We start from the raw sequence: 14,473 nt of genomic DNA, 5'->3' as shown, positions 1-14,473 counted from the left end.
TCCCGACTTACCAACCCCATGCAAACTCCGAATACCAGTAAGTAATATCCGGGAGACACACGGCGGGTGCTAACGTCCGTCGTGAAGAGGGAAACAACCCAGACCGCCGGCTAAGGTCCCAAAGTTCTGGTTAAGTGGGAAACGATGTGGGAAGGCTCAGACAGCTAGGATGTTGGCTTAGAAGCAGCCATCATTTAAAGAAAGCGTAATAGCTCACTAGTCGAGTCGGCCTGCGCGGAAGATGTAACGGGGCTCAAACCAGGCACCGAAGCCGCGGATTTGCACTTAGTGCAAGTGGTAGGGGAGCGTTCTGTAAGTCTGCGAAGGTGTGTCGAGAGGCATGCTGGAGATATCAGAAGTGCGAATGCTGACGTAAGTAACGATAAAGGGGGTGAAAAGCCTCCTCGCCGGAAGACCAAGGGTTCCTGTCCAACGTTAATCGGGGCAGGGTGAGTCGACCCCTAAGGCGAGGCCGAAAGGCGTAGTCGATGGGAAGCAGGTTAATATTCCTGCACGACTTGTAATTGCGATGGGGGGACGGAGAAGGCTAGGTGGGCCAGGCGACGGTTGTCCTGGTGAAAGTGCGTAGGTGGTGTTTCTAGGCAAATCCGGAGACACAACACTGAGACACGAGACGAACGCACTACGGTGCGGAAGCCATTGATGCCCTGCTTCCAGGAAAAGCCTCTAAGCTTCAGATTACAAGTCATCGTACCCCAAACCGACACAGGTGGTCGGGTAGAGAATACCAAGGCGCTTGAGAGAACTCGGGTGAAGGAACTAGGCAAAATAGAACCGTAACTTCGGGAGAAGGTTCGCTCTTGACAGTGAAGTCCCTTGCGGATGGAGCAGTTGGGAGTCGCAGTGACCAGATGGCTGGGACTGTTTATCAAAAACACAGCACTCTGCAAACACGAAAGTGGACGTATAGGGTGTGACACCTGCCCGGTGCCGGAAGGTTAATTGATGGGGTTAGCGCAAGCGAAGCTCTTGATCGAAGCCCCGGTAAACGGCGGCCGTAACTATAACGGTCCTAAGGTAGCGAAATTCCTTGTCGGGTAAGTTCCGACCTGCACGAATGGTGTAACCATGGCCATGCTGTCTCCACCCGAGACTCAGTGAAATCGAATTCGCCGTGAAGATGCGGTGTACCCGCGGCTAGACGGAAAGACCCCGTGAACCTTTACTACAGCTTGGCACTGAACATTGAACCTACATGTGTAGGATAGGTGGGAGGCTTTGAAGGCGTGACGCCAGTTGCGCTGGAGCCGTCCTTGAAATACCACCCTTGTATGTTTGATGTTCTAACGCAGGCCCATGAATCTGGGTCGCGGACAGTGCCTGGTGGGTAGTTTGACTGGGGCGGTCTCCTCCCAAAGAGTAACGGAGGAGCACGAAGGTTGGCTAATCCTGGTCGGACATCAGGAGGTTAGTGCAATGGCATAAGCCAGCTTAACTGCGAGACGGACAGGTCGAGCAGGTACGAAAGTAGGTCATAGTGATCCGGTGGTTCTGAATGGAAGGGCCATCGCTCAACGGATAAAAGGTACTCCGGGGATAACAGGCTGATACCGCCCAAGAGTTCATATCGACGGCGGTGTTTGGCACCTCGATGTCGGCTCATCACATCCTGGGGCTGAAGTCGGTCCCAAGGGTATGGCTGTTCGCCATTTAAAGTGGTACGCGAGCTGGGTTCAGAACGTCGTGAGACAGTTCGGTCCCTATCTGCCGTGGGCGTTGGATGATTGAAGGGAGTTGCTCCTAGTACGAGAGGACCGGAGTGAACGAACCTCTGGTGTTCGGGTTGTCACGCCAGTGGCACTGCCCGGTAGCTAAGTTCGGAATCGATAACCGCTGAAAGCATCTAAGCGGGAAGCGAGCCCTGAGATGAGTCATCCCTGACCCCTTGAGGGTCCTAAAGGGCCGTTGGAGACCACAACGTTGATAGGTGGGGTGTGTAAGCGCGGCGACGTGTTGAGCTAACCCATACTAATTACCCGTGAGGCTTAACCATACAACACCCAAGAAGTGTTTCTGGCCTTGTGACAAATACGAAACTACTTATGTCAGCTTTCACAGATTGAAGAATTTGCCTGGCGGCCATAGCGCCGTGGAACCACCTGAACCCATGCCGAACTCAGAAGTGAAACGCGGTAGCGCCGATGGTAGTGTGGCATTCGCCATGCGAGAGTAGGACACTGCCAGGCACCCAATTAAACGGTGATGTGACGAATCACATAGCCGGCTGCGAGGATGACACCTCATTGAAGCGGCAAACAATTTAGCAAAAAGCTAACCAGACAGCGGAGCGGTAGTTCAGTCGGTTAGAATACCGGCCTGTCACGCCGGGGGTCGCGGGTTCGAGTCCCGTCCGCTCCGCCACTACTTAAGAAGCCCAGTCTAACGACTGGGCTTTTTTTCGTTTCCGACACCGCACTCATTTTCCCTCACATCAACACCGCCATCATCCGGTCATCGCCCCTGAGAGAGGTTGCCGCTATAATGGCCGCCCTCAAGCAAGGTGGTGGTATGAAAGCAGAGTATCTACAGCGATTCGGGGGCATTGCCCGTCTTTATGGTCAGAGTGCGCTGCGCTCCTTCAGCCAGGCGAAAATCTGTGTGGTCGGGATAGGTGGCGTCGGTTCCTGGGCGGCCGAGGCGCTGGCTCGGGCCGGCATCAACCAGATCACCCTGATCGACATGGACGACATCTGTATCACCAACACCAATCGCCAGATCCATGCCATGCAGGGGACGGTCGGCCGTCTCAAGACGGAGGTGATGGCCGAGCGCATCCGTGCCATCAATCCGGATTGCGAGGTGATCGAGGTGGACGATTTCGTCACCGCCGACAACCTAGCTGAGCATATCAAGCGGGAGTTTGACTATGTAGTGGATGCCATCGACTCGATCAAGGCCAAGGTGGCGCTGATTGCTTTCTGCAAGCGCAACAAGATCCCGGTGATCGTGGCGGGTGGTGCCGGCGGGCAGATGGACCCGACCCAGATCACCGTGGCCGATCTGGCCAAGACCATTCAGGATCCGCTGGCCGCCAAGGTGCGTTCCGACCTGCGCCGGCTGCACAACTTTAGCAAGAATCCGGCGCGCAAATTCGGGGTGGAGTGTGTCTTCTCAACCGAGCAGCTGAGTTATCCGGATGGCAATGGCGGCACCTGCCAGGCCAAGGCGGCCAGCGACGGCAATATGAAGATGGATTGTGCCTCCGGCTTCGGCGCCGTGACGCCGGTGACGGCTACCTTTGGCTTGGTTGCCGCGTCCCGGGTATTGAAGAAGATTGCCGAACGGGGAGCCCGTGCCGAGAAAGAGGCCGGGAATGAAGACACAGGGTCGATTAACGAAGCCTAATCGACCACTGAACAAGGCGGGTTAGACTGCCGCCTGTTCCCGGATCGCCAACACGATAGCTCTGAGCCCGTTGCCTCGCGACGGGCTCAAGTGTTTCTCAAGTCCCAGTTCGGTGAAATAGCCCTCCATGTCGAAGGACTGGATGGCCGCTGCGGGTTGGTGGTTGAGCGCCGCTAGCACGATGACGATAAGGCCCCGCACGATGCGGGCATCGGAATCGCAGGCAAAGTGCCAGTTACCATCCTCGCCTTTCTCCCCCTTCAGCCAGGCCTGGCTTTCACATCCCTTGAGGAGAAATGCCTCCTGCTGCCATTCACCGGGCAGTGCAGGCAGCTGTTTGCCGAGCTGGATGATGAGCCGGTACTGGTTTTCCCAGCCGTGGGCTGCGGCAAACTGCTGACGGATACTATTTGCGTCGGGCTCAACGCCTATCCGGGTATAGGTTGCGAGGCTGTTCATTGGATTGTCTGCCTTAGAAGAAGTCACTGAGTTTGTGCAGGGCGGCCAGCAGGGCGTCGACATCGTCCCGATTGTTGTAGCAGGCCAGCGAGGCGCGCAGGGTGCCGCCAATACCGAGCGATTCCATCAGCGGCATGGCGCAGTGATGGCCGACCCGCAGCGCGATCCCCTGCATGTCGAGCAGGGTGGCGGCATCCTGTGGGTGGATATCCTCCAGCAGGAAGGAGACGGCGCCGGCGCGCTGGCGAGGTTCGCCGACCAGACGCAGCCCCGGCACATGTTGCAGTCCGGCAACCAGATAGTCTGTCAGCGCCGCTTCATGGCTGGCCAGTGAGTCCCTGTCCTGCTCCATCACAAAGTCGATGGTAGCGGCGAGGCCAATGGCGCCGGCAATATGAGGGGTGCCGGCTTCAAACTTGAAGGGCAGGGAGTTGAAGGTGGTGCCGGCGAAGCTGACTCTGTCGATCATCTCCCCCCCCGCTTGCCAGGGTGGCATCCGTTCCAGCAGTTCGGTGCGGCCCCACAGCACGCCGATCCCGGTCGGGCCATAGAGCTTGTGGCCGGAGAAGGCGTAGAAGTCGCAGCCGATGGCTTGCACATCCACCTCTAGATGGGCCACCGCCTGGGCGCCGTCGATCAGGGTCCGAGCGCCGACCGCCTTGGCGGCGGCCACCATCTCTTTGACCGGATTGACGGTGCCCAGGGCATTGGAGACGTGGGCCACGCTCACCAGCCGGGTGCGTGGCCCCAGCATAGCGTGATAGGCCGCCAGATCGAGATCGCCCCGCTCATCGAGGGGGATGACCCGGATCACGGCACCGGTACGCTGGGCGACCAGCTGCCAGGGGACAATGTTGGCGTGGTGCTCCAGGGTGCTGAGCACTATCTCGTCCCCCGTCTGAAGCGCGCTCATGCCCCAGCTCTGGGCCACCAGATTGATCGCCTCAGTAGTACCACGGGTCCAGATTACCTCGCGACTGTGAGGCGCATTGATAAAGCGGGCAACCGTCTCGCGGGCGGCCTCGAAGGCTCGGGTGGCGCGGCCGCTGAGGGCATGGGCGGCGCGGTGCACGTTGGCGTTGTCGGCCCGATAGTAGTGCGCGATGGCGTCCAGCACCACCTGGGGTTTCTGGGTAGTGGCGGCGTTATCCAGATAGACCAGAGGGTGGCCGTTGACCTCTTGTGCCAAGGCCGGAAACTGGCTGCGCAGCCGAGCGTGCTGTTGCTGGTTCATGCTCCCCTCATATCATCTGGAAAAGTCGGCCATGATCCGGAAAATGGCGACCAAACACAAGGCGCAGTGGCGGGATATTGCCTGCGGTTTCGGCTGCCTGCGGGATCTCTGTTACAATGCCGCCCCTCATCATAAGCCAAGAGATCCGGCCCATGAAGCTCAACCCCAATCAGAACGAAGCGGTCAAGTTTGTCTCCGGCCCTTGCCTGGTGCTGGCGGGTGCCGGATCGGGCAAGACCCGCGTCATCACCAACAAGATTGCCTATCTGGTACAGCAGTGCGGCTACAACGCGCGCAACATCGCCGCCGTGACCTTCACCAACAAGGCTGCACGAGAGATGAAGGAGCGGGTCGGCCAGACCCTGGGTCGCAAGGAGGCGCGGGGGCTGATGGTCTCCACCTTCCACACCCTGGGGCTCGAGATCATCCGCCGCGAGCACAAGAGCCTGAACCTCAAGGCCAACTTCTCCCTGTTCGACGATACCGACCAGCTTGCGCTGCTGAAAGAGCTGACCGAGGCGGAGCTCGACAACGACAAGGACAAGCTCTCGGCCCTCATCAGCCAGATATCCAACTGGAAGAACGACCTCATCCTGCCGGCTCGCGCCATGCGCATCGCCCGCGGCCCGGAGGAAGTGTTGTTGGCCCAGCTCTATGAGCGCTATCACCGCCAGATGGTGGCCTACAACGCGCTGGATTTTGACGATCTCATCGTGATGCCGACCCTGTTGCTCAAGAGCAACGAGGAGGTACGCACCCGCTGGCAGAACAAGATCCGTTATCTGCTGGTCGACGAATATCAGGACACCAACACCAGCCAGTACGAGCTGGTGAAGCAGATTGTCGGCGAGCGGGCCCGTTTTACTGTGGTGGGGGACGACGACCAGTCCATCTACTCCTGGCGCGGTGCCAAGCCTCAGAATCTGGTGCTGCTGAACGAGGATTTTCCCAGCCTCAAGCTCATCAAGCTGGAGCAGAACTACCGTTCCAAGAAACGCATCCTCAAGTGCGCCAACATCCTGATCGCCAACAACCCCCATGTCTATGACAAGGCGCTCTTCTCCGAGCTCGATGAAGGGGTGAAGCTCAAGGTGCTGTTTGCCAAGAATGAGGAGCACGAGGCGGAGCGTATTGCCGCCGAGCTGATGGGCCACAAGTTCATGAACCGCACCCGGTTCAAGGATTACGCCATCCTCTATCGGGGCAACCATCAGTCGCGTATCTTCGAGAAGGCGCTGATGACCAACCGCATTCCCTACCGTATCTCGGGTGGCACCTCGTTTTTCTCCCGCACCGAGATCAAGGACATCATGGCCTACCTCAAGCTGCTGGTGAACCCGGACGAGGACACTGCCTTCCTGCGGGTGGTCAACCTGCCGCGCCGCGAGATAGGCCCCACCACCCTCGAAAAACTGGGCCAGTATGCCAACCAGCGCGGCAAGAGCCTGTTTGCCGCCAGCTTCGAGCTGGGGCTGGAGCAACACCTCTCCGGACGTGGTCTATCCGCCCTGCAAGCCTTTACCAACTGGCTGGTGCGGCTCGGCGATCAGGCACTGCGCGGCAATCCGGTGGAGGCGGTGCGGGACATGATCAAGGAGATCCACTACGAAGAGTGGCTCTATGAGACCTCTCCCAGCCCGAAGGCGGCAGAGATGCGGATGCAAAACGTCTCCACCCTTTACCGCTGGATCACCGAGATGCTGGAAGGGGATGAGCTGGAGGAAGCGATGACCCTGGCTCAGGTGGTTACCCGGCTCACCCTGCGTGACATGATGGAGCGCAACGAGGGCGAGGACGAGGCTGACCAGGTGCAGCTGATGACCTTGCACGCCTCCAAGGGGCTGGAGTTTCCCTATGTCTATATGGTGGGCATGGAGGAGGGCTTGCTGCCCCATCAGACCAGCATCGATGAAGACAACGTGGAGGAGGAGCGGCGCCTAGCCTATGTGGGCATCACCCGGGCCCAGACCGAACTGACTTTTACCCTCTGCAAGGAGCGGCGCCAGTACGGCGAGTCGGTGCGGCCGGAGCCGAGCCGCTTCCTGCTGGAGTTGCCGCAGGATGATCTGGAGTGGGAAAACCAGAAGAAGGTGACGGCCGAGGAGCGTCAGCAGAAGGGGCAGGTTGGGGTCGCCAACCTGAGAGCGCTTTTCAAGAAGGATTGAGTGGCGGTTAGCCGTGCTCGCTCTTGGTCTGGGTGAGCAGAGGAGTGATATCGGCTCCGGGCATGGGGGGCGAGATATAACGCCCCTGGCCCATCAGACAGCCTAGATCGATCAGTTTCTGCAACTGCTGCTGGTTTTCGATGCCTTCCACCACCAGAGTGAAGTCCAGATCCTGGCAGATGTCGCGCATGGCACGAATGAGGGCGAGATCCTTGGGTGACTGCAGCATGCGATGGGTGAAGCTGTCATCCACCTTGATGTAGTCCACCGGGAAGTGAAACAGGGCGTTGAGGGACGAAAACCCGGTCCCAAAGTCATCCAGACTGATCTGGATACCCTTGGCTCTCAGTTCGTGCAAAGAGGTGAGGGCATCGGAATCCTGCCGTGACAGCTCCCGCTCGTTGAACTCGAAGATCAGATAGCCGGGGGCTATCCCCTCGGATTCGATGATTTCAACCAACTTCATGATCTGCTCATGGCTGACCAGATGCTTGCCGGACAAGTTAATGGCCACCTTGAACTTGCTCTGGCCTGACAGCGGCAGCCACTCCTTCAATTGTTGGCAGGTGTGGCTCAGGATCTGGTAGTCCAGCTCCTGAATCAGACCGCACTGCTCCGCCAGCGGGATAAAGTCGAACGCATCCTTGAGTACCCCCTCTTCGGTGATCCAGCGGGCCATCACCTCCAGCCCGGTCAGCCGGCTGTCCTTGAGCCGGATCACCGGCTGAAAATAGGGGACGATGCGCCCTTCGCGCAGCGCTCTTGCCAGCATCTCTTCCGGCGAGGCCCAGGTCTGGACCGAGCACTCTTCCGAATAGCTGACGATGCGACTGCGGCCGTTGCGTTTGGCCTGGTACATGGCCAAGTCGGCCTGATGGAGCAGCTGGCTGATGTCGGAGGTCTGTTCCGATACGCTGGCCACCCCCAAACTGACCGTGATGCCCAGCTCGTTGCCCATCAGTCGAAAAGGGTAGGAGAGGCGGCTGATGATGCGGTTGAGAACTGGGCTGACATCCTCCTCGGTCTTGCTGTTGTCCAGATAGATGACGAATTCATCCCCGCCCAACCTGGCCACCATGTCGTTTTGCCGAATGCAGGTCTGCAGGCGGCGGCTCATCTCCTTGAGCAGCTGGTCACCGGCGCTGTGGCCCAGGGTGTCGTTGACCTGCTTGAAGTGATCCACATCGATGAAGATCAGCGAAAACCCGGGCGACTTGTAGCGGTGAAAGTGGGTCATGGCATGGTTGAGGTGATTCATCAGCAAGGCCCGGTTGGGCAGCTGGGTCAGCGGATCGTGCAGGGCGTCGAACTGCAGCCGCCGTTCCAGTTCCTGATGCTGCTTGAGCTGCTTTTGCAGCCGGAGGTTGGTCTGACGCAACTGCTGCAGGCGCTGGTTGATGGAATCTTCCGAGTTGATGTCGTGCAGCTGCTGGCGGATCCGCCTCAGCTCCAGCAGCAGGGTGAGCTGGCTGCGCAGGAAGTCGAGAAACAGCCGGTCATCAGTTTCCAGCGGATGCTGTAGGCTGATGAGAAAGTGGGCGAAGTACTGCTGCTGCAGACGCAGCGGTTGGCTGTACCAGTAGAGCTGCTCCTTGTGCTGTTCCATGTTGTTGGTGCTGTGGCACAACCCGGTGATGAACTCGTCGCTGTGGGGAGGCTGCTCCGGATAGATCTTCTCGAGCCGGTGGCTGTCGATACGCACCAGCAGCATGTCCTGAATGGCCAGCATCTGGCGCAGTACTGCCTCGAGCTGGGAAAACAGCGCCTGACTGGGTAGGGTGTTGGCCAGCCGGATGATGCGGTTGATGCTCTCGATCTTCTTCTGCCAGTCAGGGTCTTTGCGGATCAGCGGTGAGGCCAGCTCCGACAGCTGGGAGCCTGCCTGGGTCTCGTGCAATCGCTTGGCCAGGCACTCCAGCAACAGGCGCAGGGTTGGCAGCTCCTTGGGCTGGCAGCAGGCCAGCAGCCACTGGACCTGACCATGCTCGACCGGCAGCGAGCACCAGCCATCGGCTTCATCGAGCTGGGTCAGTTGATCGGTGATGCGCGACTCTTCCAGCCCCAGTTGCAACTTGAAGCTGTCGGAGATCTGGTATTCGCATACCCACTGCAAGCCGGCTTCCGACAAGCCGAGCATGCCGAAATGCTGCAGCGGGCAGAGCTGGTTCAACTGCTGGATCAGGGTGTCGTAATCTTTGGAAGTGGCGGCGGAGGGGGCGGGGAAATCCATAATAGCGGAGACCAACGCCAGCAAGGGAGTCGAGTAATGGGGTGCTATTGGTTGCGCTGACATGAGTAACTCCCGGTTTGCCTACCCTACAAAGAGTAGCCGGAAGTAATCAGATTGAAAGGGCCGCAAATGCGGCCCTTTCAAACACTTAGAGCTTGTCGATCATGTAGTGAATGGCGTTTTCGATCTCTTCATCGCTACAGGTGGCGCAAGTTCCTCGTGGCGGCATCACACCGGTCTTGCCTGCGAAGCCGGCAATGGCGTGTTTCTTAAGTGTTTCAATGCCTTGGGCAATACGCGGTTCCCAGGCAGCCTTGTCGCCACGCTTGGGTGCACCGGCGATGCCGGCATCGTGGCAGGCGAAGCAGGCGCCCTTGAACACGGCTTCGCCGTCGCGCGGACCAGATGCCGCTGCCGCCGCAGGGGCTGCGCCTGCGGTCGCAATCCCTTCCAGATCCTTGGCGGTATAGACTTGACCGACAGGCTTGATCCGCTCGGCAATTGCCTCCGGTGACATATCATCGGCAGCAAGCACCACGCCGGACAAACTGGCGGCCGTCATCCCGACCGCCAGCAAATAGCTCAGTTTTTTCAACACGCTCATGTACTCCCAGCAGGCTTTTATTATCCCTAGAAAACGACTGGATTATAACCGAATAGTTACAGCCATTTAAACGCTTGTGTGTGAAGTGTTAAGCACTCTGCGTGCAAAGTTTCTTCGTCAGATCACAAACTGGCGAGGCTGGCCCGAAAAAAAGAAACCCGGTTTTCACCGGGTTTCATCTCATGGCGGGCCGAAAGGCTTATTTATCCCAGCTGAGGATCACCTTGCCGGACTGGCCTGAGCGCATGGCATCGAACCCTTGCTGGAAGTCGTCGATGTGGAAGCGGTGGGTGATGATGGGGGAGAGATCCAGCCCGGACTGGATCAGGCTGGCCATCTTGTACCAGGTCTCGAACATCTCACGACCGTAGATCCCTTTGATAAACAGTCCTTTGAAGATCACCTTGCCCCAGTCGATGGCCATGGTAGCGGGGGGGATGCCGAGCATGGCGATTTTGCCGCCGTGGTTCATCTTGTCGATCATGTCCTGGAAGGCGCTGGGCATGCCGGACATCTCCAGCCCCACATCGAACCCTTCGGTCATGCCGAGTTCACTCATCACGTCGCTGAGCCGCTCCTTGGCCACGTTGACGGCGCGGGTGGCGCCCATCTTGCGGGCCAGCTCGAGCCGGTATTCGTTGACGTCGGTGATCACCACGTGGCGGGCACCCACGTGGCGGCAGACGGCGGCGGCCATGATGCCGATGGGGCCGGCGCCGGTGATCAGCACGTCTTCACCGACCAGGTCGAAGGAGAGTGCGGTGTGCACCGCATTGCCGAACGGATCGAAGATGGCGGCCAGTTCATCGGGGACGTTGTCCGGCAGCTTGAAGGCGTTGAAGGCCGGGATCACCAGATACTCGGCGAAGGCGCCAGGGCGGTTGACGCCGACGCCTATGGTGTTGCGGCACAGGTGGGTGCGGCCGGCACGGCAGTTGCGGCAGTGACCACAGGTGATGTGGCCCTCACCGGATACCCGGTCTCCGACCGCGAAGCCGCGTACTTCCTGGCCGATGGCGACCACTTCCCCGACGTATTCGTGGCCTACCACCATGGGCACCGGGATGGTCTTCTGTGACCATTCGTCCCAGTTGTAGATATGGATGTCGGTGCCACAGATGGCGGTCTTGCGGATCTTGATCAGCAGGTCGTTGTGGCCGAGTTCGGGGGCCGGTACGTCCGTCATCCAGATGCCGACTTCTTTGTGTAGTTTGGAGAGCGCTTTCATGGTTGTTCCTTCACGATGAATGCAGAAAGAAGGGGCGCCAGGCCCCTTGATTCAAATCAGATGATGTCGAGTTCGCGGCCGATGCGAATGAAGGCATCGATGGCCTTGTCCAGTTGCTCACGGGTGTGGGCGGCGGACATCTGGGTGCGGATGCGAGCCTGGCCCTTGGGCACCACAGGGAAGGAGAAGCCCACCACGTAGATGCCGGCGGCCAGCATGCGGCTTGCCATCTCGGCGGCCAGTTTGGCGTCACCCAGCATCACCGGAATGATGGCGTGATCGGCCCCGGCCAGGGTGAAGCCGGCGGCGCTCATCCGCTCGCGGAAGTATTGGCTGTTCTCCTTGAGGCTGGAGCGCAGCGCATGCCCTTCGGCCAGCATGTCGATCACCTTGATGGTGGCGGCGACGATGGAGGGGGCCAGCGAGTTGGAGAAGAGATAGGGGCGGGAGCGCTGGCGCAACCAGTCGATCACCTCCTTCTTGCCGGAGGTGTAGCCACCGGAGGCGCCGCCAAGCGCCTTGCCCAGGGTGCCGGTGATGATGTCGACCCTGTCCATCACGCCACAGTATTCGTGGGTGCCGCGGCCGTTCTCGCCGATGAAGCCGACGGCGTGGGAGTCGTCCACCATCACCAGGGCGTCGTATTTGTCGGCCAGATCGCAGATGGATTTGAGGTCGGCAATGACGCCATCCATGGAGAAGACGCCGTCGGTGGCGATCAGCTTGAAGCGGGCGCCGTCGGCGTCAGCCTGCTTGAGCTGGGCTTCCAGCTCGGCCATGTCGTTGTTGGCGTAGCGATAGCGCTTGGCCTTGCACAGCCGGACCCCGTCGATGATGGAGGCGTGGTTGAGAGCATCGGAGATGATGGCGTCTTCGGCACCGAACAGGGTTTCGAACAGACCGCCATTGGCATCGAAGCAGGAGGAGTAGAGGATGGTGTCTTCGGTGCCGAGGAAACCCGACAGTTTCTGCTCCAGCTCCTTGTGCTGATCCTGGGTGCCGCAGATGAAACGGACCGAGGCCATGCCGAAGCCGTGGCTGTCCAGCCCCTGATGAGCCGCTGCGATCAGGTCCGGGTGGTTGGCCAGCCCCAGATAGTTGTTGGCACAGAAGTTCAGCACCTGCTCGCCGCCCACCGCAATCCGGGCCTGCTGGGCCGAGGTGATGACGCGCTCCTGCTTGTACAACCCTTCAGCCTGCACCTGCTCAAGCTGCTCGGTCAGGTGACGATAGAATCCGTTAGACATCCTCGATCCTTATTGGCTATTTCAGCTGATTATCAACAATGGGCAGTATTTTACTGCAATCTGTTGCGGTGAATTCAAATGATTGTGCTGACATTCAACAATTGTGAAACAGATCTCACCCGGCTGGTTGGGCCAGTTGACGATAGTGCTGTTCCAACTGGCGGATCTGGTCGGCCACCTGGGGCTGCACATAGGGGCGCAGCAGGAACAGCACCCGCAAGACCCCCTGATAGAGCAGCGGCTTGGTGATGCGGGTGTTGGGGGCCTGGGCAATCTGGAACGGGATCCAGCAGGTGACCACCATCTTGATGGTCTGGCCCAGATCCGGCAGATCCTCGTCGCTGACATTTATGATGCCGCCCTCGCGCAGGCTTCTGAGCAGGGCCACCACGGCAGCGCGCAACTGCTCCTGGGCCTTGAGGTATTTTTGCTGCAGCGGCTCATCGCGGCTGAGGATGTCCGGCAAATTGGCGTAGAAGAAGCGGAACTGCCACATCAGATAGAAGATGGCATCCAGATAGCCCATCAGGTTTTCCAGCTTGATCTCGTCGCTGCGCGCCGGGGTGAAGCTCTCGCTCAGGTGGCGGGCGTACTGGTCGAAGATGGAGTGGATGATGTCTTCTTTATTGCGGAAGTGGTAATAGAGGTTGCCCGGGCTGATGCCCAGATGGGCGGCAATGTGGTTGGTGGTGATGTTGCGCTCACCCTGATCGTTGAACAGCTCGGTGGCGCTGTGAATGATCCTGTCTCTGGTTTTCATCGCTGTTCCCTCTGCCGGGCCCCTGGCCGGTGAAATCGTCAAGGTCGAATCCCCTTGCGGCCCGTGATAAACTTTTCGGCAATTTCAAATTGGCTCACTATACACAGCTTTAACAGGCAGTCACACGTGGCCATCAACGTACGCGAGGCAAACTCCATGATCGTAGTAACTGGCGGTGCTGGCTTTATCGGCAGCAATCTGGTCAAGCAGCTGAACGCTCAAGGACGGACCGATGTGGTGGTCATCGATGACCTGACCGACGGCACCAAGTTCGTCAATCTGGTCGATCTGACCATTGCCGATTACATGGATAAGGATGAGTTCCAGGCGCGGATCGTCTCCGGCGACGAATTTGAAGAGTGGGATGGCGGCATCGAGGTGATCTTCCACGAGGGTGCCTGCTCCGCCACCACCGAGTGGAACGGCAAGTTCATCATGGAGGTCAACTACGAGTACTCCAAGGATCTGTTCCACTACTGCATCGAGCGGGAAATTCCGTTCATCTACGCCTCTTCTGCTGCAACCTACGGCGGGCGCAACGACAACTTCATCGAAGATCCGAAGTTCGAGCAGCCGCTCAACGTCTACGGCTACTCCAAGCAGCTGTTCGACCAGTACGTGCGTCGCTGGATGCCGGAGATCAACTCCCAGGTCGTTGGTCTCAAGTACTTCAACGTCTATGGCCCGCGCGAGCAGCACAAGGGCTCCATGGCCTCGGTTGCCTTCCACCTCAACACCCAGGTGAAGAAGGGCGAGAATCCCAAGCTGTTCGAAGGCTGCGACGGTTTCCCCAACGGCGGTCAGATGCGCGATTTCATCTATGTGGATGACGTCTGCAAGGTGAACCTCTGGTTCTGGCAGAATCCGCAGCACTCCGGCATCTTCAACTGCGGTACCGGCCGGGCCGAACCGTTCCAGAACGTGGCCGAAGCGGTGATCAAGCATCATCAGAAGGGCGCCATCGAGTACATTCCCTTCCCGGATCACCTCAAAGGTCGCTATCAGAGCTTCACTCAGGCAGACATGACCAAGCTGCGCGGCGTCGGTTATGACGCCGAGTTCAAAACCGTGGCCGAAGGGGTCGCGGATTATATGGCGTGGCTCAACCGCTAACGGGTGAGCTTTACACCGCCATGTGCAGACAAGCCGGAAGCAGGCCATACCTGCTTCCGGCTCTGTT

10 protein-coding genes, 1 tRNA gene and 2 rRNA genes (1 of these 13 only partly in view) are annotated in these 14,473 nt (G+C 59.0%); 6 read left to right on the top strand and 7 right to left on the bottom strand.

The annotated features are described in order from the left end of the window. From C2U40_RS22175 to tcdA, 4 genes are all read left to right on the top strand, one after another. Positions 1-2,014: ribosomal RNA gene (locus C2U40_RS22175) — 23S ribosomal RNA — on the top strand (it extends 875 nt beyond the left edge of the window). 78 nt (positions 2,015-2,092) lie between these two features. Then, positions 2,093-2,207: ribosomal RNA gene (gene rrf / locus C2U40_RS22170) — 5S ribosomal RNA — on the top strand. Between the two features lie 98 nt (positions 2,208-2,305). Further along, a tRNA-Asp gene (locus C2U40_RS22165) sits at positions 2,306-2,382 on the top strand. Positions 2,383-2,529: 147 nt separating this feature from the next. Then, entirely contained in the window at positions 2,530-3,366 is an 837-nt protein-coding gene (tcdA, locus tag C2U40_RS22160) for a tRNA cyclic N6-threonylcarbamoyladenosine(37) synthase TcdA (RefSeq protein ID WP_103827674.1), read from the top strand. Positions 3,367-3,387: 21 nt separating this feature from the next. Here the strand turns inward: tcdA and C2U40_RS22155 are convergent, their stop codons facing one another. After that, complete coding sequence (locus C2U40_RS22155; protein ID WP_181014791.1) at positions 3,388-3,825, bottom strand: SufE family protein; 438 nt, start codon at positions 3,823-3,825, stop codon at positions 3,388-3,390. A gap of 13 nt (positions 3,826-3,838) precedes the next feature. Continuing rightward, on the bottom strand, positions 3,839-5,059 hold the full coding sequence (locus C2U40_RS22150) for an aminotransferase class V-fold PLP-dependent enzyme (protein ID WP_103827672.1): 1,221 nt from the start codon (positions 5,057-5,059) through the stop codon (positions 3,839-3,841). 152 nt (positions 5,060-5,211) lie between these two features. Here C2U40_RS22150 and rep point away from each other — a divergent pair, with 152 nt between their 5' ends. Next, a complete protein-coding gene (gene rep / locus C2U40_RS22145; RefSeq protein WP_016352380.1) occupies positions 5,212-7,224 on the top strand; it encodes a DNA helicase Rep in 2,013 nt (670 codons plus the stop codon). Between the two features lie 7 nt (positions 7,225-7,231). On the opposite strand, the gene C2U40_RS22140 is transcribed toward rep, so the two are convergent. The 5 genes from C2U40_RS22140 to C2U40_RS22120 all read right to left on the bottom strand — a co-directional run bounded on the left by C2U40_RS22140 (position 7,232) and on the right by C2U40_RS22120 (position 13,293). Then, complete coding sequence (locus C2U40_RS22140; RefSeq protein ID WP_103827671.1) at positions 7,232-9,517, bottom strand: putative bifunctional diguanylate cyclase/phosphodiesterase; 2,286 nt, start codon at positions 9,515-9,517, stop codon at positions 7,232-7,234. An 85-nt stretch (positions 9,518-9,602) separates the two neighbouring features. Beyond that, positions 9,603-10,058, bottom strand: a complete 456-nt coding sequence (locus tag C2U40_RS22135) for a c-type cytochrome (RefSeq protein WP_024945508.1) — start codon at positions 10,056-10,058, stop codon at positions 9,603-9,605. A gap of 199 nt (positions 10,059-10,257) precedes the next feature. Next, on the bottom strand, positions 10,258-11,286 hold the full coding sequence (tdh, locus tag C2U40_RS22130; protein WP_103827670.1) for an L-threonine 3-dehydrogenase: 1,029 nt from the start codon (positions 11,284-11,286) through the stop codon (positions 10,258-10,260). A gap of 56 nt (positions 11,287-11,342) precedes the next feature. Next, entirely contained in the window at positions 11,343-12,533 is a 1,191-nt protein-coding gene (locus C2U40_RS22125) for a glycine C-acetyltransferase (protein ID WP_043163991.1), read from the bottom strand. 115 nt (positions 12,534-12,648) lie between these two features. Beyond that, positions 12,649-13,293, bottom strand: coding sequence for a TetR/AcrR family transcriptional regulator (locus C2U40_RS22120; RefSeq protein ID WP_011707886.1), 645 nt, complete (start codon positions 13,291-13,293; stop codon positions 12,649-12,651). Positions 13,294-13,449: 156 nt separating this feature from the next. Between C2U40_RS22120 and rfaD the strand changes: the two genes are divergently transcribed. Then, positions 13,450-14,406 (top strand): ADP-glyceromanno-heptose 6-epimerase, encoded by a 957-nt coding sequence (gene rfaD / locus C2U40_RS22115; RefSeq protein WP_024945510.1) that lies wholly within the window; start codon positions 13,450-13,452, stop codon positions 14,404-14,406. Positions 14,407-14,473 lie beyond the last annotated feature (67 nt).

This window comes from Aeromonas sp. ASNIH4 (genome assembly GCF_002934425.1).
In the GTDB taxonomy this organism is placed as follows: Bacteria; Pseudomonadota; Gammaproteobacteria; order Enterobacterales; family Aeromonadaceae; genus Aeromonas; species Aeromonas hydrophila.
The sequence above is the reverse complement of the archived record's forward strand: the minus strand, read 5'-3'. Positions and strand labels throughout refer to the sequence as shown.

Coding starts and splice junctions, on each gene's coding strand:
- C2U40_RS22135 (WP_024945508.1), bottom strand. CDS start 10,058: ATGAGCGTGTTGAAAAAACTGAGCTATTTGCTGGCGGTCGGGATGACG.
- C2U40_RS22140 (WP_103827671.1), bottom strand. CDS start 9,517: ATGTCAGCGCAACCAATAGCACCCCATTACTCGACTCCCTTGCTGGCG.
- rep (WP_016352380.1), top strand. CDS start 5,212: ATGAAGCTCAACCCCAATCAGAACGAAGCGGTCAAGTTTGTCTCCGGC.
- C2U40_RS22150 (WP_103827672.1), bottom strand. CDS start 5,059: ATGAACCAGCAACAGCACGCTCGGCTGCGCAGCCAGTTTCCGGCCTTG.
- tcdA (WP_103827674.1), top strand. CDS start 2,530: ATGAAAGCAGAGTATCTACAGCGATTCGGGGGCATTGCCCGTCTTTAT.
- tdh (WP_103827670.1), bottom strand. CDS start 11,286: ATGAAAGCGCTCTCCAAACTACACAAAGAAGTCGGCATCTGGATGACG.
- C2U40_RS22120 (WP_011707886.1), bottom strand. CDS start 13,293: ATGAAAACCAGAGACAGGATCATTCACAGCGCCACCGAGCTGTTCAAC.
- rfaD (WP_024945510.1), top strand. CDS start 13,450: ATGATCGTAGTAACTGGCGGTGCTGGCTTTATCGGCAGCAATCTGGTC.
- C2U40_RS22125 (WP_043163991.1), bottom strand. CDS start 12,533: ATGTCTAACGGATTCTATCGTCACCTGACCGAGCAGCTTGAGCAGGTG.
- C2U40_RS22155 (WP_181014791.1), bottom strand. CDS start 3,825: ATGAACAGCCTCGCAACCTATACCCGGATAGGCGTTGAGCCCGACGCA.